Source organism: Skermanella mucosa, from assembly GCF_016765655.2.
Taxonomy (GTDB): Bacteria; Pseudomonadota; Alphaproteobacteria; order Azospirillales; family Azospirillaceae; genus Skermanella; species Skermanella mucosa.
On sequence record NZ_CP086107.1, the window covers coordinates 257513 to 279764 of the forward strand.

Genomic DNA, 22252 nt, shown 5'->3' on the forward strand with positions numbered 1-22252 from the left:
GCCAAGGATCGCACGGTCCGGCGACGGCGAAATCCCAGCGTCATTTCGGGGCCCGTCGCCATTGGTCGGCCATCAGGAGCAGAAGGGCCCAGGCATAGGCCGATCCGAAGGTGGCCTGCTGCCATCCCGGGGCGGACATGAACCGGTCGAGCAGCACCGGCACCGGGAGAATCAGCAGGCAGGCCGCCACCGCCTGCACCGGAGTCGGCGGCGCCCGGAAAAACAGCGGCAACAGGAACAGGGTGTAGTGGATCCAGGCCAGCGGCGAGGCGACCAGGGCGCCCAGCAGGCCAAGGGCGCTGGCCCGCAGAGGGTCCGGCCGCTGCCGGAATGCCCAGAGGGCGAGCCCGCCGAGCAGGGCGAGACTCGCCACCAGGCCGGCCGTGCCGTATCCGAACCTCAGGAACAATCCCGGCAGCGACGCATTGGTCAGGAAGGCCCCGCGGTCCGCGTCCTGCGAGATCACGTCGAGCCAGAGCCGGTAGATGCCGGGTCCATACAGCACCGCCGGAACGAGGCTCAGCACGGCCGCACAGGCCCCGGCGGCGAAACTGGCCCGCAGATGCCCGGCCAGAAGCAGCAGCCCCGGCCAGACCAGGAAGTTCGGCTTGACCGCGACCACGACGCCGATCAGCAGCCCGGCCGCCAGCGGCCGGTCGCGCTCCAGCAGCAGCCATGCGCCGGCCGCCGCGAGCGCCAGGGGCACGTAGATCTGCCCCAGCACCAGCGTGTCCCAGAAGCCCGCCGCCGCAAAGGCCGCCAGCGCCGGTATCAGCGGGGCTTCCGGCCGGTAACGGCGGACCAGCAGGATGACGAGGGCCGCGTATGCCACAACCGTGACCGCCCACCAGAGCCGGAAGGCTTCCGCCGGGTCAAGGTAAGAGAGCGGCTGGAACAGAAGCAGCGAGACCGGCGGGTTGAGGTTCTGGTTCCAGCTCTCGAACCCGGGCATCTCGACCCGGAAAGTCAGCCCTGGATAGATCCCGTAGGGGTCGAGCCCCTCGGTCGCGGCGCGCCCGGCCCCCATGAAGGAACCGAAGTCCCACAGCAGGTGGCCCGGCAGCGACCGCTGGAGCTGCCACACGATCAGCGCTGCCAGGCCGGCCGCCAGGAGGGCCGCCAGGAGGGCCGGGAGAACGGAATGGGCCGGCCCGTCCATTCTCCCGCGCGGCGATGTCATGAGCTGCTCCGTACCGTCTCGATTTCCTCGGTGCCGGGCTCGCGCTCCTCCGGCGACAGCAGGCGCATGAGGGCATGGCCGGCCCCGCAGTCCACGGCGTCGACCGGAAGCCCGTCGGGCCATCCGGCGCAGCCGCGGTTGAAGGCGATGATGTAGATGCGGGTGGCGCCGCTCCTCTTCATCACGCCGTCGACCCGATCGACGAGTGCCGTCAACTGTTCCGCGGTCTCGGCCCGGGCGACCGGGTTGACGGCCAGGTCCAGCAGCGCCTCGTCGGCCGGGGTGAAGACCAGGGGATTCTGGCCTTCCCGGGCGAAGATGTTCACGACGACGGAATTCCGCTGCAGGGCGGCATAGGCTGCCGTGTGCTCGTGGGCGGGGTGCACGCTCCGGGTCGTGAACCAGTCGCCCAGTTCGAACGGGGCCGCCTCCGCCGGGACCAGGATCGCGCCGGGGGGCAGCCGGTCCAGGGACTGCCTCACGGCGGAGAAGCCGCGATCCTGGCGGACCCAGTCCTGCGCCATCAATGCGCCGCGTCCGCCTACCACCAGGACAAGCCCAAGGGCGAAGATCACGGCCATCCGGGGAGCGGGGCGGGCGGGTGCCAGGGCCGCCACCAGGAGCAGCGCGGCGGGAAGCGCTATCCGCGAGTCCAGGAAGAAGGATCCCATGGCCGAGTAGGGGAGGGTCATGACCATCAGGGCATAGATCGCCGCCACTCCGCCCAGCCCCCGATGCAGGGTGACGCGCCGGCTCGCCAGCAGGACCAGGATGGCGGCGCAGGCCGCCGCCAGTGTCGCGGTATCCAGGATCGTGTTGCCGGTGGACAGCAGCCGCGTGAAGGGCGACAGCTTCTGCCACGCGGTGAAGTCGAACCGAAGGTCCAGCGGCAGCCCGTTCGCCGGGCTTGCGGCCAGGTAGAGCGCGAGGGCGGGAACGAAGATGCCGGCCGACGCCGCGAGGCGGCGTGCGGCCGGCCGTACCGCCCGGGGACGCCCCTTCCAGACATGGCCCAGCTCAAGCGCCGCGATGCCGACGGCGAAGAGGCCGAAGGCCACCATGTGCGCCAGTAGCAGCACGAGCGCGAAGACGGCGCCTGCCGCAAGCTGGCCGACGCGTGACAGGCGTCCCAGATACAGCCAGGCCGCCAAGCCCCATAACAGCAGACCCACTCCCAGCATGTAGTTCAGGAAGCCCCAGAGCATCACCTCGTTCCAGACAAGGGCCGCTGCCAGCAGGGGCCAGACCGAGGGGCGCCCGGTGGCAGCGGAACTCAGCGCCAGCGTGCCGGTGACGGTCAGGACCAGCAGCAGACAAAGCAGCACCTTGCCCGCCGGTTCGATCCCGAGCACCGGCACGAGGGCCAGCAGCACGAGGTCCGAGAGGACGTTGGGCAGCAGCAGGCTGTCTGCCGTGAAGTTGGCTGAAAAGGCCGGGACCCTGTCCAGGTGGGCGAGGATATGGACCCGCGCCAGGTGGCTCGGATAGTCGAAGATCGGCGGCGTGTCGGTCACCAGCAAGGGCAGTGCCGCAAGGGCGATGAGGACGAAGGCGAACATCGCCAGCGCGCCGCCCGTCGGCCTGAAGATTCCATGCGGGCAGGATCCCGCTTCGTGGGCCTGGTCGGTCACCTGCCCTCCGTGGGCTGCTGGGAAGTCACCGCGCAGGACGGCGTACGGCGCGGGTCGGGTAGATCAAGGGGCCGATGCCGCGAAGGGGGAGTGGGCGGGGCAAAGCCACGGGGAAGCGAGAATGCGCGCGTTCCGATCCTTGATATGCATTGTGAACTCCTTGATGCATCGAAGGTGAAATACAGGCGGGTGGTCGCCGCGATTGGTCTGCGGTGCCGCTCCTTTGGTAATCCAATGCTCGCTTCTTATTATTCAGCGGGATGAAAGGCCGAACGAATCGCCGGGCCTCATCCGCGGAGGGAATCGGCATGCCCTGTCGGCCTGCCGACTGAAAAGACAGTCCGGCCGGAGAAGAAGTTCCAATTTTTTAACAGGATGGCGGAAGTTCGCTAAGGTGAGGCTGGAACGTCGCCGCTCCGATCCGGGGGCCGGTCTGCTCGACCTGTCCCCGGACCGGACCCCGGTTCCTGGCCAGTTCCTGGCCAGTTCCTGGAAGGATGAACCGGAACGGCGCCCGCTGCTACCGGGTGCCGTGTACCACGGCGGCCGGTTTGCCGCCGCCGGAACTGCGCATGGCCAGCAGGCAGGCTGCCGGCCACACCACGACGCCGGCCCACCAGAGGTTCAGGCCGCCCGCGATCAGGGCCATGCCGATCAGACCGGCCTGGACCACGTAATAGATCATCGGCAGCAACGCCATCCGGATCAGGTCGCCCTCCCGGTTGACCAGCCCGACCGTCGCCGACGCCGCCACCACGTTGTGCACGCAGATCATGTTGCCGGCGGCGCCTCCCACGGCCTGCAGGGTCACGACGAGCGCGGCACCTGCCGACGCCAGCCCGATATTGATCGCCGTGGAGAACTGGAACAGCGAGAACATCATGTTGCTGACCGTGTTCGACCCGGCGATGAAGGCACCGAGCGCGCCCACGATCGGCGAGACCAGGGGCCAGAACTCGCCCGACACGGCCGACACGCCGCCGGCCAGCACCAGCGGCATGCTGGCATGCTCCGCCGACGCGGAGTTGATGAAGACCTGCACCATCGGCACGGCGAGCAGCAGCGCCGGTGCCGCCTTGATCATGGTGCCGCCCGACAGCGACCAGACGGCGCGGTAGCTGCCGTCCTTGCCCATGCCGTGGAAGAGATAGGTGAACAGCGACACCAGGACGAACACCGTCCCCGGCAGGTAGAGCGGCTGCGACGAGGCGGAGATGCCGGACCCGAACAGGTCGGTCAGGCTCAGCGTCATCGCGGGCGAGGTGAGGAACGCCTTGAGCGGATCGATCACGCGCGTCGCGATCAGCAGCGCGGCCACCAGCAGGTAAGGCGTCCAGGCCTTCAGCAGCGACATGGGCTGCTCATGCTCGACCGTCTCCTGGGACTGCTCCAGGGTCCCGATCCAGCGCTCCTCCCAGTTCTCCCGCGGCCCGAAATCGAAGACCTCGCGCGGCAGGAACAGCCCGCGCCGGGCGGCGGGTATGACGATCCCCAACCCGATCATGGCGCCGATCAGCGACGGGAATTCCGGCCCGAACGCGGCCGCGACCAGGTAGTAGGGCAGGGTGAAGGCGATGCCGGCGAACAGCGCGAACTTCCAGGCGGCGAAACCTTCCGCGAAGGAACGCCTCGGCCCGAAGAACCGGGTGATCATCGAGATCATGATCAACGGGATCAGGAAGCCGACCAGCGCATGGACCATCGCGACATTGACCGCGATATGGACCAGGTAATCGCCGAAGGCCATCGGCGCGATCGTGCTGTTGACGATCTCCTGGTTGGCCAGGCCGGTGTTGACGCCCAGCAGGATCGGCGTCCCGACCGCGCCGAACGAGACCGGCGTGCTCTGGATGATCAGGGCCGCCAGCACCGCCGCCATGGCCGGAAAGCCGATGGCGACCAGCAGCGGTGCCGCGATCGCCGCCGGCGTGCCGAAGCCCGAGGCGCCCTCCACCAGGGACCCGAACAGCCAGGCGATCAGGATCGCCTGCACGCGGCGGTCGGGCGAGATCGAGGTGAAGCCCTGCCGGATCCGGGCGATGGCCCCGCTCTCCTCGAGCGTGTACAGCAGCAGGATGGCTCCGAACACGATGTAGAGGACGTTGATCGCCGTCACCAGCCCGTTGACCGAGGCGCCCATGACCTTCTCGATCGGGGTGCCCCACAGGGTCAGGGCGATCAGGGCGGTGGCGGCATAGGCGACCGCCATGGTCAGCTTGGCCGACCGGCGAAGCGCCACCAGCAGGACGAACACGATGCAGATCGGCATCAATGCTAAAAGAAATTGCAGACTTTGAGGCATGTAGGCTCCGGTGTTTCCTCGGCTTCTTCATTGTTCTGGCGGCCGGGATCCTGCATGGGTCCCTGGCAAGCCAGTTCAGCCGCCGCATGGGAAACGCGGCCGGGGCAGGGATGGGCAATAAATGACCCGTATGAACTTCATAATGTTTGTTATGGAAATTACCTTCTTCGGCATCCCGTCACTCGGTCTCGGACCCGAAGTCGGCCGCCGTCAGATCAGCGGCTCCAGGATATCCAGCCCGCGGTTCCGGTCGATCACATAGACCAGCTCCCGGTCATCGACGAAGACATCGTTGCTCTGGGCGCAGGGCTGGCCCTTCGGGGGCTCCGGGATGAACCAGCCGGTCTCCCGGGGAGCCGTGGGGTCCGCGATGTCCAGCATCCGCAGGCCGCCGGAGAACCAGGTGCAGTAGAGCCGGTCGCCGGTCACCCGCTCCTGGAACTGGTGCGCGCCGAAGCGGGCGCCGGCGCGGGCGAAGGGCGAATCCAGCTCGCTGAGGTGGAACATGCCGATCGGCCGGATGTCGGCGCGGTCCTCCACGTCGAAGAACCACAATCCGCCATGGAGCTGGCCATGGGTATGGTCGTGCTCCTCGTCCACCGCGGCCGCGACCTGGCGGCCCTGCCAGCGCACCGGCACCGGGGCCACGGTGTGGGTCGGTTCCGGGAACGGCGGGTGGTAATCGTACGATCCGACCGTGCGCAGGTCGGTGATGTCGGAAGCGTCGATCACCCGCAGGCCGGCATACCAGACCGACGCCCACAGTTCGTCGCCGAAGCGGAGCGCGTGGTGCAACCGGTTGCGCTGGCCGGTCCAGTGAGGCGTCTCCCCGCCGGCGACGTGCTGGCCGGGCATCCACCAGCGCGAGACCTCGGCCGGCCGGGCCGGGTCGGCGATGTCGTAGACCACCAGGATGTTGCCGACATAGCCTGTCATCTCGGTCGAGATATAGGCATAGCGGTCGTCCATGTCGAAGCGGTGGACTCCGACCCCATGGGTCCGGACATGGGCGATCTCGCGCGGGCGGGACCGGTCGGCGATGTCGTACAGCTTGAATCCGCCGTCCCGGTAGCCGTGCTCCAGCACGTGGCGCAGGCGGGGCAGCAGGTCTTCGGGGATCTTCAATGCCAGGGCCAGCTCGGCGTCGGACGGCGGGCGGCCGAGCCGGGCGGCCAGGTCGGACGTCGCCTCCGCCAGCCTGGCTCCGCGCCGCAGGGCGTGGCGGTCGTTCTGCTCGACGTTGGTGATCATCAGGTCGCCGACGACCCGGACCTTGTGGGTGTGGGAATCCTCGTTCGGCAGCTCGATGGCGGAGGCGATGCGGGGATTGGCCGGGTCCCGCACGTCCACGATGGTGGTTCCGAAAGGCGGTTTCATGTGGCCGACGAAGGCATGGCCGCCGGACACCGTCACCTGGCCCCCGCCGGGCAGGTCGAGGTGGCCGACCAGGCGGAGGTTCTTCGCGAGGGGCATGTCGGTCATCGGGGCTGGTCTCCGGTCAGGGCCGCCGGGTTTTCGCGCTCGGCCCGCCTATGGCGTTCCTGCTGCCGGCTGCGCAGCCAGGGCAGCAGCACCGAGAGCACCACGAAGGCCCACAGCACGTTGCCGATGGTGGAGGAGAACAGGATCGTCAGGTCGCCCTGCCCGATCCGCAGCGAGCGCAGCAGATATTGCTCGAACAGCGGTCCCAGGATGATGCCGATCAGGATCGCCGTGACATGGTAGTTGGTCTTGCGGGCGATATAGCCGATCACCCCGAAGACCAGGGCCAGGCCCATGTCGAACACGTATTCGCGGTTGGCGAAGGCGCCGACGATGGTCAGCGACAGGATCAGCGGCACCAGGATCCTGGTCGGGATCAACACCACCTGGCTCATGTAGCGGGCCAGCGGCAGGATCGTGAAGAGCATCACGATGTAGGACAGCGTCATCGAGAAGAAGATGCCGTAGGCGATCTCCGGCGATTCGATGAACAGCCGGGGACCGAGCACGATGCCGTGGTACTGCAGGACCACCATCATCACCGCGGCGGTGCTGCCTCCCGGCACGCCGATCGCCATCAGCGGAACCAGCGTGCCCGACGTGACGCCGTTGTTGGCGGCTTCGGGCGCCACCACGCCGGGGGCGAAGCCCTTGCCGAACTCGTCGGGCGTCTTGGAGAACATCCGCGCCTGCTGGTAGGCCACGAACGACGCGATGCTGGCGCCGGCGCCCGGCACGACGCCGATCAGCAGCCCGACGAAGCTGGTCCAGATCGTCAGCCACCAGTATTTGAGGCTGAGCCGCAGGCCCTCCAGCGTGTCCGCCCAGTGCGCGCGGGAGTCCACGACGGCGGAGCGCGGCACGATGGTCGACCGCTCCATCATGCTGAAGGCTTCCGAAATCGCGAACAGGCCGATCAGGGCCGGCACCAGCGGCACGCCGTCATAAAGTTCCAGGAAGCCGAACGCCGCGCGCGGGGTGCCGTAGATGTGGTCGGTCCCGATCGCCCCGATCATCAGGCCGAAGAAGCCGGCGATGATCCCCTTCAAGGGATCGTCGGCGGCGATGGCGGCGATCAGCACCAGGCCGAACACCATCACGGCCACCATCTCGACGCTGCGCAGGTACATGCCGACCTGCGCCAGGAACGGCAGCAGGGCGACGGTCGCGATGCTGGTGACCAAGCCGCCGATGGTGGAGGCCACGAAACAGAGCACGAGCGCCTGCTGCGCCTTCCCCTTCAGGGTCATCTGGTAGCCGTCCAGCGTGGTCGCCGCCGCCCCGCCGGTGCCGGGCATGTTCACCAGGATCGCGGGGATGCCGCCGCCCAGATGGGTCGCGCAATAGAGCGACACCATGAAGGCCAGGGCCATGTTGATGTCCATGGCCAGCGTCAGCGGCAGCAGGATGATCAGGGTGTTCTGGGCGCTGAAGCCGGGGATCGCGCCGACCAGGATGCCGAGCAGCACCGCCGGCACCACGATCCAGGTGAGCATGACCGCATCGACCGCGAGCGAGAGGAGAAGTGCGCTGTCCCATCCCATGCTCAGACCCCTCCGCCGAGCAGCGGGACCAGGAAGCGTTCGACCGGGCCCGGCGGGAAGCGCGCCCCCAGCAGCATGATGAAGACCAGGAACACCGCCGCCGCGACGCCGCCGGCGACGGCGAACAGGGTGGCCGGCTCCCGCAGTCCGAGGATCCACATGGCCGCGAGCATGACCAGGAACAGGCCGAGCGTCGTTCCGAGCCACGGTATCGTGACGATGAACAGGATCAGGACGCCGATCAGGGCCAGCCGCTGGCCCTGCGCCGACGTCCATCGGCCAAGGTCGCCGAAACCGAGCGATCCGGTGCCGTTGCGCAGGCGCAGGACGATGCGGGCGACCTGCACCGCGATCAGGGCCAGCAGCACGACGCCGACCACCGTCCCGTTCGCCCGCGCCTCCCACACCAGGTTGGACGAGGAGATCAGGTAGTAGAGGGTGAAGCCGGCGGCGAGAACCGGGATGATCAGGTCGGCGCCGAGCTGCGCGTTCCGGCGCTGCCGCAGCGATTGCGCCACTTTCTGGCTCATGACGTTGCTCCTTGGCCCCCGGGGCTATCGCTGCGCGCTGAGCACCGGTTCGTAGCGCTTCGCCAGGTCGAGCATCGCCAGGGCGTATTCGGTGCAGACTTGGCGGTCGCCGTATTTCAGGGATTCGACCGGGGATCCCGTCTTGACGAAGGCGTCGCGGAACGCGTCCGAGGCGTGGGCCTCCCGCGACGTGCGCTCCAGCAGGGCGAAATCCTCAGGGTTGGCATCGGCCCAACTGGAATGCACCGCCCAGGCCCGCGACGAATAGAGGTCCGGGATCGAGGTGCCGAAGGCCCCGTTGACCGTCGGCGCGTTGTCGGTGATTCCGGCGAAGATGTTCTCGCGGTTGAAGACGCCGAGCACCCTGAACTGGCTGGACAGCGACAGCACGCCCGTGATGGGCAGCGCACCCACGTCGGCCTCGCCGTTCATGACGGCGACATAGGTCGGGTTGCCACCGCCATAGGGGATCAGGTTGTAGGTCGAGCCGGTCGCCTCGCCCAGGGCCAGCATGCCGATCGAGGCCGGGTGCGGAATCCGGCTGACCGCCACGTTCACCGGGTTCTTCTTGGCCGCCTCGACCACCGACTTCAGGTCCTTGTAGGGGGAGTCGTTCCGCACGAAGATGCAGCTGTCGTCGATGTCGGTCCGGCTGAAATAGACGAAGTCCTCGGGGAACCTGTAGTCGGGCTTCTGGACCGCGTACATGATCATCTCCGGCCCCATGTTGCCGAACAGCAGGTTGTAGCCATCGGCCTCGCGCTGCTTGACGAACAGCTCGTAGCCGATCTGCCCCGCGGCGCCGGGATGGAAGGTGTACTCGAACTGCTGGTTGAGCAGCTTCGACCAGGCGTCGTCGAAGGCGCGGGCCAGCCTTTCGGCGCCGCCGCCCTGCCCCGTCGGGATGATCACGCGGAAGTTCCGCTGGGGATAGGACTGCGCGGCGGCGCGCGACACGGGCAGTCCGGGCACGAGCCCGGCCAGCAGTCCGGCGGCGGCCATGCCGCCGCACAGCGCCCGGCGGGTGATGCGCGTTGAGTGGTCCATGGTTTTCCCTCCCAGGTTATTTTTCGTCGGGCCGCCCTCATTGGGACAGCCCTTGCCAAGGCGGCCCTTCGGGCCGGTGCCGGTCACCCGCGGTAGACGGGAGCCGGCTGCTCGAAGAAGGAGCTCAGGATGTGGTAGACGATCGCGTAGTTCTTCTGCTGGAAGCTGGCATGGGCGATGCCCGGCATCACTGCGAACTGCTTGTCGGGGTTGGGCAGCAGCGCGAAGAACTTGAGCAGGTCGTCGAAGCCGGCGATCCCGTCATATTCGCCGCGCATCACCAGGGTCGGCATCGTGATGCGGGCCGGGTCGACCAGCGGCAGGTTCTCGCACATGTCGATATAGGTCCCGACCGGCATGGAATCGTCCAAGGCCAGGATCGCGTCGGCGAAGGCGTCCACCACCGTCTCGTTGGCGGTGCCGGGGTGGTCGCGGGTGAAGATCGAATGGACGAAGGCCCGGTCGATCGGCCGCCGCTTCCCGGACTTGAACTGGGGCAGCTTCTTGCGCCGCTCGGCCAGCGTCGGGCTTCCCTCCCCGGTCCACACCATGGCGTCGAGGGCCAGGCGCGCCACGCGGTCGGGATGGCGCTCGGCGAACAGCGCGGCGCGCAGGGCACCCGACGATATGCCGTAGACCAGCAGCGGGCCGCAGCCGCGTTCGGCCTCGATATAGGCGGACGCCGCGGCGAGGTCGTCGGCGCCGTCCGAGATGTTCGACGTGACGCCCCGGTGCTTGTCCGACCGGCCGTAGCCCTCCATGTCGACGCACCAGGTATCGAACCCGCGCCGGGCGAAGAAGTCCATGACCGAGGAGTCGTCCCGGCCGGGAACCTGGAGATCGAAGGTCGGGGTCGAGGCCATGGACGAGCCGTGGACGAACAGGATCGTGCCCCGCTTCCCGGAGCGGGCGACCGCGGGCTTTTCCCAGAGGAACAGCCGCACGTCGCCCTTGGTGGTCCAGTGTTCCCTGCCGCTGGGTGAAACGCCGCCGGGCGATGTTTCGTGGGAGGCTTGAGCTTGCGTCATCGGATCCTTTCCCGTCTGGCGGTGCAAGTCACGATCACGGATCGGCGGTGCGGCGGCCCCATCGTCGAGCCCTCAGTCGTTGAGCCATTAAATGGCCAATCCGCGATAGGTTCACATTGGGCGGCAATGGTGCAGCATTGTCAAGCCGGTGTTTTGCCTTCCCAGACTATTGCTGCGATGCGATAACCAATTGCAGATTGGTCAAGACAGGCTTCAGATGCCGAGCCGGCGCAGCTGCGCTTCCGGGTAGCGCGGACCGGAGGCGGCGCCCGGCGGAAAAGCCTTCGCCAGCGCGGCGAGATCGGCATCCTCCAGGCGGACCTCCGATGCCGCCACGTTCTGTTCCAGCCAGGAACGGCGCTTGGTTCCCGGGATCGGCACGATGTCGGGACCGCGGGACAGCACCCAGGCCAGGGCCACCTGCGCGGGCGCCAGACGCAGCGTCCCGGCGATGCGGTCCAGGACGTCCAGCAGGGCGAGATTGGATTCGAAATTGCCTTCCTGGAAACGGGGATGGGCGTGGCGCCGGTCGGCCGGGATCAGATCGTCGCGCCGGCGGAAGGCTCCGGTCAGGAAGCCCCGGCCGAGGGGGCTATACGGCACCAGGCCGATCCCCAGTTCCCGCAGCACCGGCAGGATGCGATCCTCGACGTCCCGGCTCCACAGCGAGTATTCCATCTGGAGCGCGGAGAGGGGGTGCGTCGCGTGGGCCCTGCGGATGGTCTCCGGCCCCGCCTCGCACAGGCCGAGGAAACGGACCTTGCCCTGCTCGACCAAACTGGCCATGGCGCCGACCGTCTCCTCGATCGGCACGTCGGGATCGACCCGATGCTGGTAGAAGAGGTCGATCACGTCGACGCCCAGACGGCGGAGGCTCGCCTCGCAGGCCTTGAAGACATGGTCGGGGCGGCCGTTCACCCCTCCCCTTTCGCCGTTGGGGCCCCGGATGTTGCCGAACTTGGTCGCCAGGACCAGGCCGTCGCGCCGCCCGGCGATCGCGCCGGCGATCAATTGCTCGTTGCGGCCGTCGGCGTAGGCGTCCGACGTGTCGAAGAAGGTGACGCCGAGATCGATCGCGCGGTGGATGGTGGCGGTGGATTCCACATCGTCGGGAACTCCGTAGTCGCCCGTCATGCCCGAACAGCCAAGTCCGATCGCGGAAACGCGGAGACCGGCGCTTCCCAGGCTGCGATGCTCCATTGTCCTTCCTCCCTGTTCGCTTGTTCAGCGTTGTCGTTCAGCCCCCCGCGTAAGCCGCGATGCCCTGCACCAGGTAGACGAGGCCGACGCCGAGCACGATGCGCTGGGTCCAGCTGCGGAACTGGACGTCGGTCAGGCGTTCCAGCGCCGCCCGGCTGAGGCTGGTTCCCGCCATGGCCAGCGCCACTGAGATCACCAGGACCGGCCAGTCGAGGGACTCCCCGGCCCCGCCGATGATCTGCCCGAAATACACGAGCTTGAGCAGATGGGTCGCGACCTGGCACGCCGCCTTGGTCGCCACGACCGCCCGGCGGTCGAGCGGGCAACGCACGAAGAAAACGTCGAGCAGCGGGCCGGAAACACCGGACAGGAGCTGGAAGGCGGTCCCGACGAAGCCGCACAGCTCGGCTCCGCCCGTCCGGTCGGCGCGCGGCGCCAGCCGGTCCGGCACGGTCCAGGCCAGGAACGGCGTCAGCCCGAGCGTCACCAGCACCAGCGCCGGATCGGGCACGAAGCGCACCAGCGAGAAGGCGGCGAAAGCCAGCAGGGAGCCGATCAGGTAGCGCAGCAGGATCGGCCAGGCGATGTAGCCGCGCCACAGGAAGGCGCGCCAGCCGTTGGATGCCGTCTGGGTCACGCCGTGAAGCACCATGGCGGCGGGGACCGGCAGCAGGAGCAGCAGCGCCCCCATGTAGATCATGCCGCCGGCCATCCCGAAGATCCCGGACAGGAAGGAGGTCGCGAGCACGATCGCGGCGATGACGAGGATCGTGCCGGCGCTCACGGGGTTTCCCTGGAGCCGTTTTCGGGCAGGCCGGGGCCGGAAGTCTCGATGCTGGGGGTTCGGCGGAACATGGTCCGCAGCTTAACGCCGGAGGCCGATCCCCACCAAGAAGAATCGGCTTAATACGCATGCCAAAAGTTCACCATTCAGCCACCCGAGGAGACAGGGCGCGGCCCCCTCAGGAGCTTGTCGGGCCCATCAGGTTGGACCGCACCATGAGCAGATGGTCGAGCAATTCCAGACGGGCGGCCTGGGCATCCCGGTCGGTCAGGGCCTCCACGATGCGCCGGTGCTGCTCCTGATAGGTCCGGCGCCGCTCCGGCGTCAGGGAGCGGCGCTTCAGCCTGAGCCATTCCGGCTGGTTGCGGGTCTCGTTCATCGTCCGGTAGAGGTCGATCAGCAGGCTGTTCTTGGACGCGGTCACGATCGAGACGTGGAGCTGGCCGTCCCAATGCTCGAAATCCCCGATATCCTCCGCCGTTTCCGACCGCGCGAGACACTCCCGGATGCGCTGGAAATCCTCGGCGTTGGCGCGGACCGCCGCCAGTTCGACCGCCGCGGGCTCGATCACCAGGCGGACCTCCATGATCTCCGCGGGGCTGGCGCCATGGATGCGCCGGACAAGGCTGTCGGTCGGGGCGGGCTCTTCGGCACCGGCGTCGGGTTGCGGCGGAGCGACGAACGACCCCCTCCCCACATGGCGGATGATGCTGCCCTTGTCCTGAAGCAGCTTCAGGCTCTTGCGCAGCGTGTTGCGCGACACGCCGAACTGCTTCTCCAGGTCGCGCTCGGCGGGGAGCTTGAAGCCCGCGCTCCAGACGCCCTCCGCGATGTTGCTTTCGATCAGCTGGACCAGGGCGCTGGCTCCCATCGCAGCCTTCGTGCGGATATTCTGGGTGCGAATGTCTTGCGTGCTCATCGGCCGTTCCCGCAGTCCGCGATGGTGAACCAAACAGCGCCCATTTCTAACCGGCAAACGGGTCGTCGGCAATAACCAGAAAAGCCCTAACCACCGGGAGAATCACATGTGGCGGCAGGCGGATCGCATGCGCCTCGCTCCCGCCACGCTGATCCAATGTTGCGCAATCCAGGGCAGCCGGTGATAATGGCCCCGATATTGGCACCATAATGGATCAGGAGAGCTCGATGAAATTCGCCACGTTCCAGATGGATGGCCGCACCGCGGTCGGCCTGGTCGAACCGGAGAATGGCAGGATCTGGCCGCTGGAAGCCCTCCTGGGCGAGCCCGTGGACGACATGGTCGACCTGATCCGGCGCTACGACCAGGTGAAGGAGCGCATCCGCCCGGCCGGCAGGGCCGTCGATCTCGCGTCGGTGAGGATCATGGCGCCGATCCCGCGCCCCGCGCGGAACGTCATGTGCGTGGGCAAGAACTATCACGACCATGCGCACGAGTTCGCCCGCAGCGGGTTCGACAGCAGCGCCAGGGGCAAGGCGGACGCGGTGCCCGAGTTCCCGATCATCTTTACCAAGGTTCCGGAGTCCGTGATCGCCGACGGCGAGCCGATCCGGTACCCCGACGGCATCAGCGACAGCATCGACTACGAAGCCGAGGTGACGGTGATCATCGGCAAGGGCGGCCGCGGCATCACCAGGGAGCAGGCTTACCGGCACGTCTGGGGCTACACCATCATCAACGACGTGACGGCCCGCGACATCCAGGGCCGTCACAAGCAGTGGTTCCTGGGCAAGTCCTTCGACACCTTCTGCCCCATGGGACCCTGGGTCGTCACGGCCGACGAGATCGATCCGGCATCCCTCGCCGTGCGCTGCTGGGTGAACGACGAGCTGCGGCAGGACGCCAACACCCGGGACCTGATCTTCGACATCCCGACGTTGATCGAAACCATCTCCGCCGGCATCACCCTCGTGCCCGGCGACGTCATCGCGACCGGAACGCCGGCCGGCGTCGGCATCGGCTTCGACCCGCCGAAATACCTGAAGCGCGGCGACCGCGTCGCCATCGAGGTCGAGGGCATCGGCCGCCTCGCCAATACCCTGGGATGAACCGCCTCCGGGCGACGACAAGGACGGAACATGATCAAGACTGACGGAATCGGCTGGCGGAGCCTGCTTTTCGTTCCGGGAACGCGGCCGGACCGGTTCGGCAAGGCGGCGGCCAGCGGTGCCGACGCGGTCTGCGTCGATCTCGAGGACGCGGTGCCGCCAAGCCGGAAGGACGAGGCCCGCGGCGAGGCCCTGGGCTTCCTCGCCGGTCCCGGCGGCACCGCATGCGACCGGGTGGTCCGCATCAACAGCGTTCGCACCGAACCCGGGCTGCGCGATCTGCTGGCCGTGATCGAGGCTCGACCGGAACAGGGAACGATCGCCGTTCCCAAGATCGAGTCCGCGGAAGAGGTCTGCTGGATCGACCAGCTGCTGGCCGCCGCCGGGTCCGGCCTCCGGGTCGTGGCTCAGATCGAAACCCTGCGCGGGGTCGAGCACGCGACCGCCATCGCCGGCGCCTCGCCGCGCCTTTCCGGCATAATGTTCGGCGGCCTGGACCTGGCGGCGGAACTGGGCGCGCCGGCGTCATGGGACGCCCTGCTCCACGGCCGGTCGCGCGTGATACACGCGGCGGCGCTCGCGGGAATCCCGGCGATCGACATGCCCTTCGTGGATGTCGGCGACCCGGACGGTTGCGGGCGGGAGGCACACCGCGCCCTGGGGCTGGGATTCTCGGCCAAGATGGTGATCCATCCGACCCAGGTGGACGTGGTCAACACGATCTTCTCGCCGACCGAGGAGGAGATCGGCCAGGCCCGCCGCGTCATCGCGGCCCTGGAGGAGGCCAGCGGAACCGCCGCGGGAGGCGTCGTCCTGCTCGACGGCCGGATGGTCGAACGGCCGGTCGTGCTCGCCATGCAGCGCATACTGGCCCGCGCGGGGGTCAGGGCATCCTGAGCGCGGGGACCTTGGGGGCGGCATCGCCATTGGTCGACCATATGCCAAACGATTGGTCGTCCGGTCCCAAAAAGCAGGCAGACTTGTTTGTCCGTCCGCCGCACTCCTGAGCAAGCGCCCGGCGGACGCTTTTGGCACGCCCTTTGCTGTTTTCCCCGACGATACGGTTTTTCTTCGGCGGAAATGACAGGGGGAGCGGGCGATGGGGGGAAGCGGGTTCGCTGACGATCGGGATGGTGCCCGATGACGGGGGCGGGGGCGATCCGCGCCTGCGAACTTTTGGTCGAAGGGATCGGCAGGGCCGTCTCGTGGGTGTCGCTGGCGCTGGTCCTGGTGATGGCCGGCAACGTGCTGCTGCGCTACGGCTTCAGCACCGGATCGGTCGCCATGCAGGAGCTGGAATGGCACCTGATGTCGCCCCTGGCGCTGCTCGGCATGTCCTACGCGATCCAGCACGAGGGGCATGTCAGGGTCGATGTCCTCTACGGCCGGATGCCGGCGCTCGCGCAGAGGATCATCGAGGCGCTCAGCTTCCTGCTCGTGGCGGTCGTCGCGGCGCTGCTGGTCAAGCTGTCGATCCCCTATGTCATGCTGGCCTACAGGCTGGGCGAAGGATCGGCCAACCCGGGCGGCCTGCCCTGGCGCTTCCTGTTGAAGAGCTTCATCCCGCTGGGCTTCGCGCTGCTCTTCATCCAGAGCCTGGCGGGCATGGCGCGGGCCGTCGCCCTGCCCCGCCCGCGGTCCCTGCCCCACTCCGCCGCCATGGCGGGCCACGGGACGCCGGCATGACGCCGAACGAGATCCTGGCGCTCGCGACCCTCGGCTCGTTCTTCGTGCTGCTGCTGGTCGGCGTGCCCGTCGCCTTGACGCTGGCGGTCACGGGCTTCTTCTTCGGTTACCTCGGCTTCGGGATGACCCTGTTCAACCTGCTGCCGGCCCGCATCTTCGGCGTGGTTTCCAACTACACGCTGATCGCGATCCCGCTGTTCGTCTTCATGGGCGTGATGCTGGAGAAATCCCGCATCGCCGAGGAACTGATGGACGTGATCGGCCATCTCGCCGGCAGCGTGCGGGGCGGCATGGGGGTCGGGATCATCCTGGTCGGGGTGCTGATGGGCGCCACGACCGGGATCGTCGGCGCCACCGTCGTCACGCTGGGCCTGCTCACCCTCCCGGCCTTGCTCCGGCGCGGCTATGACCGGGGCATCGCGTGCGGCGCCATCTGCGCGTCCGGCACGCTGGGCCAGATCATTCCGCCCAGCCTCGTCCTGATCCTGCTGTCCGACATCCTGGGGGAATCCGTCGGCACGCTGTTCGCGGCGGCCGTCATCCCCGGGCTGCTGCTGGCCGGCATCTACTGCCTCTACATCTTCGGCCTCGGCATGCTGCGGCCGGACAAGGTGCCCGCGGTCCCGGCCGACGAGCGCGCCGCGATGGAGCGGCGCACGCTGCTGGTCAAGGTCCTCAAGGTCGGGCTACCGCCGGTGGCGCTGGTGGTCGCCGTGCTCGGCTCCATCATCGGGGGCGTCGCGGCCCCGACGGAAGCGGCGTCCATGGGGGCGCTCGGCAGCATCGTGGTCGCGGCGACGGCCCGGCGGCTGACCTGGGACGTCCTGCGCGAGACCGTCCGGTCCACCACCAGGACGACCGCCGCGATGATCTTCATCCTGGTCTGCTCCCAGGTGTTCGCGCTGGCGTTCCGCGGGCTGCAGGGCGAGGCGCTGGTCCACGACCTGTTCGCCTTCCTGCCGGGCGGCGTGCCGGCCGAGGTGGTCTTCATGCTGGTGATCATCTTCCTGCTGGGGTTCTTCATCGAGTGGATCGAGATCTCCTACATCGTCGTCCCGATGTTCATGCCGATCCTGGTCCAGGGCGGCGTCGACCTGGTCTGGGCGGCGACGCTGATCGCGGTGGTGATGCAGACCTCGTTCCTGACCCCGCCCTTCGGCTGGGCGCTGTTCTTCCTGCGCGGCGTGGCGCCGCCCCAGGTCAGCACCATGGACATCTACCGGGGCGTGGTCCCGTTCATCGGCATGCAGGTTCTCGCGGTCGCCCTGGTCTTCGTCTGGCCCGGCCTGGCGCTGTGGCTGCCGGCCGCGATCGGCTGGTGACCGCGTCAGGCCCCGGAAACCAGGAATCCCGGAAAACAAGAATATCGAACAGTGGAGTGTCCTATGAAACGTCGCGACTTCATGAAGGCCGGCGCCGTCGGCGCCACGGCGGGGCTGGTATCGGCTCCCTCGGTGGTCCGGGCGCAGGAAAGCTTCGCCTGGAAAATGACCAACGCCTACGGGCCGGGCGCCCCGATGACCACCGTCGGCCCCGGCAGCCCGACGCGCTTCGCCGAGCTGGTCGCCGGCATGTCCAAGGGCCGGCTGACCTTCCAGCATTTCGCGGCCGGCGAGCTGATCCCGGCCTTCGAGGGTTTCGACGCCGTCGTGGCGGGCACGGTCGAGGCGAACGCGGCCAACTCCTATTTCTGGTCGGGACGGTCCTTCGCCGCCCAGTATTTCACCAACGTCCCGTTCGGCATGAGCTTCCCCGGGCACATGGCCTGGCTCTACCATGGCGGCGGGATGCAGCTGTGGGAGGAGGTCTACCAGCCGTTCGGACTGGTGGCGTTCCCGTTCAACAATACCGGCACCCAGATGACGGGGTGGTTCCGCAAGGAGCTGGGCACGGTCGAGGATCTGAAGGGCATGAAGATGCGGATCCCCGGGCTGTCGGGCAAGGTCTACGCGGCCCTGGGCGTCGATGTCCGGCTGCTCTCCGGGCCGGAGATCTTCCCCGCCCTGGAACGCGGCGTGATCGACGCGGCCGAGTTCGTCGGCCCCTATTCCGATCGGCGGCTGGGGCTGCACAAGGCGGCGAAGAACTATTACACGACCGGCTGGCACGAACCCAACAATGCCGGCGAGCTGCTGATCAACAAGGCGATGTGGGACAGCCTGCCCGACGACCTGAAGACCATGGTGCGGACCGCCGCCATGACCTGCCTGCTGGAAAGCTATACCTGGTGCGAGTCCGTCAACGGCGAGGCGCTGGTCGACCTGGTCGAGAACGAAGGCGTGACCGCGCGGCCGCTGCCGACCGCGATCGTCGACCGGCTCCGCGAGGCGACGGCGGACACGCTGGAGACCGAGGCCGCCAAGGATCCGCTGGTCAGGAAGGTCCATGACCATTACATGGCCTTCAAGGCGAAGCACGACCGCTGGACGGGCATCGCCAGGATCGCCTGAGCACGCTGCAAAGACAGGATGACATGACAAGCGAACGGTCGTTCAGGATCACCCCCAACGATGACGTCACCTTCTACCCGCGGGTCTTCGGCCGGCGCGGGGTGGTCGCCTCCCACCACTACCTGTCGGCCGGCGCCGGCCTGGACGCCCTGAAGGCGGGCGGCAACGCGGTGGATGCCGCCGTCGCCGCGACCTTCGTCGAGGGCGTGCTGAACCCGAACATGCACACCATCGGCGGCGAATGCCCGATCCTGATCGCGCCGGCGGACGGCAGCGGGATCATCTGCATCAACGGCAACGCCACGGCCCCGGCCGCTGCGACCCCCGAAGCCTTTCGGGCGCTCGGGCACGAGGCGATCCCGTCCGAGGGCGTCCTGGCGGCCGGGGTGCCGGGCGCCTTCGGCGCGCTGATCGTGGCGGCCCTGCGCTACGGCAGGCTGAGCTTCGCGGACCTGGTCCGGCCGGCGCTGGAGCTGGCGCGCGACGGCTTCCCGGTCCATGCCGGACTGCTGCGCCAGCACAAGTTCGGCATCGTCCCGAACGCGGAGAGATTCCTGAACCACTGGCCTTCGACCGGCGACGTCTACATGCCGGGAGGAGTCCCGCCGGCCGAGGGCGCCCTCCTGACCAACCCGGCGCTGGCCGGCATGTTCGACCACCTGGCGGCGGTCGAGGCCGCGGCCGGGGGATCGCGCGAACACGGACTTCAGGCGGTGTTCGACGGCTTCTACCGGGGCGACGTCGCCCGCGAGATCGTCGCCTTCTCCAAGGAGCAGGGCGGACTGTTGGAGCGGTCGGATTTCGACGCCTTCGAGATCCCGCTGGAGCAGCCGGTCTCCATCGAGTTCGCCGGCACCCGCATCTACAAATGCTCGGCCTGGAACCAGGGCACCGCCCTCCTCCAGAGCCTGTCCATCCTGAAGGCGCGCGACGTGGCCGCCATGGGGCACAACAGCGCCGACTACGTGCATACCGTCACGGAGGCGATGAAGCTCGCCTTCGCCGACCGGGAACAATATTACGGCGACACCCGCCACGTGAACATCCCGGTCGACGAGCTGCTGGACGACGCCTATGGCCGCCTCCGCGCCGGCCTGATCGATCCCGCCGCGGCGAACGCGGAGCTGCGCCCGGGCGACCCGACCCGGCCCGCGGCCCTGCTAGACCCCGCCGAGCGGTTCGGCGGCGCGTCCTGGGGAGCGGGGACCGTGCATGTCGACGCGGCGGACGCGGCGGGGAACCTGTGCTCCTTCACGCCGAGCGGCGCCTGGATCAAGTCGTCGCCGGTGATGCCGGCGCTGGGCTTCCCGCTGGGGAACCGGATCTCCAACTTCCACCTGGGGCCGGCACACCATCCCAACGTGGTGGCGCCGGGCAAGCGGCCCCGCACCACCATCAGCCCGACGATCGTGACCCGGAACGACGAGCCCTGGATCGCCTGCGGCAGCATGGGCGGCGACCAGCAGGACCAGTGGCAGCTCCAGTTCCTGCTGAACCGCCTGCTGTTCGACATGCCGATCCAGCAGGCGATCGAAGCCCCGAAATTCTCCAGCGAGCATTTCCCCGGCTTCTTCGCGCCGCACAGTTTCTTCACGAACCGCCTGCGCGCCGAGGAGACCCTGGGCGCGGCCGTGCTGGAGGAATTGGCCCGGCGCGGCCATGAGGTTTCGGTCGGCCCGGCCTGGTCGGAGGGTTTCATGCTCGCGACCGAGCGCCACTCCGCGGCATCCGGCCCCGCCGGGACCCTGGAAGCCGGCTGCGATCCGCGCGGCGCCAAGTCCGAGGTGTTCCCCGCGGCGGCGGTCGCCTGGTAACGAAGCCTGCGGCGGCGGGCGGACACGCCCGGCTCCTCCGGCCTGCGGCCGGTTTCCGGTTCTTATTGTTTAGGGAACATGAACCGATCTTCCGTCGGTTTCGGTGCCGTGAACAAAAAATAATCGGAAAATGAGGAGGGGAAGGAACGTGGAAGGAAAGCCGCCGCTGGTATACCGGGACAAGGTCGTTCCGTTCGTCCTGCTGGTCACGTGCTTTGCCGCCTGGGGCGTGGCGGCGAACATGACCGACCCGTTGGTCAAGGTCTTCAGCAAGATCTTCACCATGAGCACGCTGCAAGGGGCGCTGGTCCAGTTCAGCTACTATGGAGCCTATTTCTGCCTGGCTCTTCCGGCCGCCTTCATCAACAGAAGATACTCCTACAAGGCAGGGGTTCTGACCGGTCTCGGCCTGGCGGCGGTCGGCGCCTTCATGTTCTATCCGGCCAGTCAGGCGATGGTCTACGGCTATTTCCTGGCGGCCCTGTTCCTCCTGGCGGCGGGACTCTCCATCCTGGAAACGTCGGCCAACCCCTTCGCCATAGCCATGGGGCCGGAGGCGAACGCGACCCAGCGGCTGAACCTGGCGCAGGCCTTCAATCCGGTCGGCACCAATCTCGGCGTCTTCCTGGCAACGGTGCTGATCCTGCCCAACCTGAACCCGGCGACCGGCCCCGAACGGGCGGCCATGGCGCCTGATCAGCTCCGGGCGGTCCAGGCGGGAGAGCTCGATGCGGTGATGACGCCCTATGTCGGCATGGCGTTCGTGCTTCTGGTCATCTGGGTCTGCATCGCCCTGGTCCGGATGCCCACGTCGCCGGAGGAGGAGACGGACGATGCCCGGGATGTCAATCTCCGCGCGACCGTCGGGCGGCTGTTCCGGAATCAGCACTATCGCTATGGGGTCATCGCCCAGTTCTTCAACGTCGCGGCGCAGACCTGCGTCTGGACCTTCACGATCCAATATGTCCAGGAGGCGCTTGCCGTCGATGAGGCCGAGGCGGGAACCTACCTGCAATACAGCTTGATCCTGTTCCTTGTCTCGCGGTTCGTCATGACCTGGATCATGGGGTTCGTGCGTCCCTCGGCGTTGCTGACCGCGACCGCGCTTCTTGGTTCCCTGCTCTGCGCCTACATGATCGTCAGCCCGGATGTCTCGGGCGTGTGGGCGCTGGTCGGGATTTCCGCCTGCCTGTCGCTGATGTTCCCTACCATCTACGGCGTCGCCCTGCATGGGCTGGGCGAGGATACCAAGATCGGCGCGGCGGGGCTCGTCATGGCGATCCTGGGAGGGGCGCTGATGCCCATGGTGCAGGGTGCGCTGATCGACGGCTACGGCGCCGCGGTCTCCTACGTGACGCCGGCGATCTGCTTCCTGGTGGTCGCGGCATACGGCGTGTTCGACCTGAAGCAGAAGTCCCGCCTTGCCGTCACGCCCCACGCGGCGTGACCGGCATCGGGCATCGGGGAAATCGCAGCCGGCGGAGCGCGCCATGCATGGTCCGCACGCCGGCTTGGCATATTGTGCACTGCGATATGCCGGCCGGGG

General features: G+C 67.9%; 18 protein-coding genes. 7 read left to right on the forward strand and 11 right to left on the reverse strand.

The window, feature by feature from the left end:
* Positions 1-40 precede the first annotated feature (40 nt).
* The 11 genes from JL100_RS31080 to JL100_RS31130 all read right to left on the reverse strand — a co-directional run bounded on the left by JL100_RS31080 (position 41) and on the right by JL100_RS31130 (position 13647).
* Positions 41-1180 (reverse strand): glycosyltransferase family 87 protein, encoded by a 1140-nt coding sequence (locus tag JL100_RS31080; protein WP_202683194.1) that lies wholly within the window; start codon positions 1178-1180, stop codon positions 41-43.
* Entirely contained in the window at positions 1177-2811 is a 1635-nt protein-coding gene (locus JL100_RS31085; protein WP_202683195.1) for a hypothetical protein, read from the reverse strand. The genes JL100_RS31080 and JL100_RS31085 overlap by 4 nt, the downstream gene beginning before the upstream one ends.
* A gap of 520 nt (positions 2812-3331) precedes the next feature.
* On the reverse strand, positions 3332-5113 hold the full coding sequence (locus JL100_RS31090; protein WP_202683196.1) for an L-lactate permease: 1782 nt from the start codon (positions 5111-5113) through the stop codon (positions 3332-3334).
* A gap of 210 nt (positions 5114-5323) precedes the next feature.
* Positions 5324-6595 (reverse strand): LVIVD repeat-containing protein, encoded by a 1272-nt coding sequence (locus JL100_RS31095; protein WP_202683197.1) that lies wholly within the window; start codon positions 6593-6595, stop codon positions 5324-5326.
* The gene (locus JL100_RS31100) at positions 6592-8139 is read right to left on the reverse strand and encodes a tripartite tricarboxylate transporter permease (RefSeq protein WP_202683198.1); all 1548 of its coding nucleotides are present in this window, start codon (positions 8137-8139) and stop codon (positions 6592-6594) included. The genes JL100_RS31095 and JL100_RS31100 overlap by 4 nt, the downstream gene beginning before the upstream one ends.
* Before the next feature lie 2 nt (positions 8140-8141).
* Complete coding sequence (locus JL100_RS31105) at positions 8142-8669, reverse strand: hypothetical protein (protein ID WP_202683199.1); 528 nt, start codon at positions 8667-8669, stop codon at positions 8142-8144.
* 24 nt (positions 8670-8693) lie between these two features.
* Positions 8694-9716 carry a Bug family tripartite tricarboxylate transporter substrate binding protein gene (locus tag JL100_RS31110; protein WP_202683200.1) on the reverse strand — a complete coding sequence of 341 codons (1023 nt, stop codon included), beginning with the start codon at positions 9714-9716 and terminating at the stop codon, positions 8694-8696.
* 83 nt (positions 9717-9799) lie between these two features.
* Positions 9800-10744, reverse strand: coding sequence for an alpha/beta hydrolase (locus tag JL100_RS31115; protein WP_202683201.1), 945 nt, complete (start codon positions 10742-10744; stop codon positions 9800-9802).
* Positions 10745-10957: 213 nt separating this feature from the next.
* On the reverse strand, positions 10958-11944 hold the full coding sequence (locus JL100_RS31120; protein ID WP_202683202.1) for an aldo/keto reductase: 987 nt from the start codon (positions 11942-11944) through the stop codon (positions 10958-10960).
* 37 nt (positions 11945-11981) lie between these two features.
* The gene (locus tag JL100_RS31125; protein ID WP_228421652.1) at positions 11982-12728 is read right to left on the reverse strand and encodes a sulfite exporter TauE/SafE family protein; all 747 of its coding nucleotides are present in this window, start codon (positions 12726-12728) and stop codon (positions 11982-11984) included.
* Positions 12729-12906: 178 nt separating this feature from the next.
* Positions 12907-13647 carry a FadR/GntR family transcriptional regulator gene (locus tag JL100_RS31130; protein ID WP_202683203.1) on the reverse strand — a complete coding sequence of 247 codons (741 nt, stop codon included), beginning with the start codon at positions 13645-13647 and terminating at the stop codon, positions 12907-12909.
* Between the two features lie 227 nt (positions 13648-13874).
* Between JL100_RS31130 and JL100_RS31135 the strand changes: the two genes are divergently transcribed.
* From JL100_RS31135 to fucP, 7 genes are all read left to right on the forward strand, one after another.
* Positions 13875-14756, forward strand: a complete 882-nt coding sequence (locus JL100_RS31135; RefSeq protein WP_202683204.1) for a fumarylacetoacetate hydrolase family protein — start codon at positions 13875-13877, stop codon at positions 14754-14756.
* 30 nt (positions 14757-14786) lie between these two features.
* The gene (locus JL100_RS31140; RefSeq protein ID WP_202683205.1) at positions 14787-15653 is read left to right on the forward strand and encodes an HpcH/HpaI aldolase/citrate lyase family protein; all 867 of its coding nucleotides are present in this window, start codon (positions 14787-14789) and stop codon (positions 15651-15653) included.
* A 243-nt stretch (positions 15654-15896) separates the two neighbouring features.
* The gene (locus tag JL100_RS31145) at positions 15897-16442 is read left to right on the forward strand and encodes a TRAP transporter small permease subunit (RefSeq protein WP_202683206.1); all 546 of its coding nucleotides are present in this window, start codon (positions 15897-15899) and stop codon (positions 16440-16442) included.
* Positions 16439-17764 (forward strand): TRAP transporter large permease, encoded by a 1326-nt coding sequence (locus JL100_RS31150; protein ID WP_202683207.1) that lies wholly within the window; start codon positions 16439-16441, stop codon positions 17762-17764. The genes JL100_RS31145 and JL100_RS31150 overlap by 4 nt, the downstream gene beginning before the upstream one ends.
* A gap of 63 nt (positions 17765-17827) precedes the next feature.
* Positions 17828-18892 carry a TRAP transporter substrate-binding protein gene (locus tag JL100_RS31155; protein ID WP_202683208.1) on the forward strand — a complete coding sequence of 355 codons (1065 nt, stop codon included), beginning with the start codon at positions 17828-17830 and terminating at the stop codon, positions 18890-18892.
* Between the two features lie 23 nt (positions 18893-18915).
* The gene (locus JL100_RS31160; RefSeq protein WP_202683209.1) at positions 18916-20706 is read left to right on the forward strand and encodes a gamma-glutamyltransferase family protein; all 1791 of its coding nucleotides are present in this window, start codon (positions 18916-18918) and stop codon (positions 20704-20706) included.
* A 148-nt stretch (positions 20707-20854) separates the two neighbouring features.
* Positions 20855-22153: an L-fucose:H+ symporter permease gene (fucP, locus tag JL100_RS31165; protein WP_202683210.1), complete on the forward strand. Its 1299-nt coding sequence runs from the start codon at positions 20855-20857 to the stop codon at positions 22151-22153.
* Positions 22154-22252: the final 99 nt, after the last annotated feature.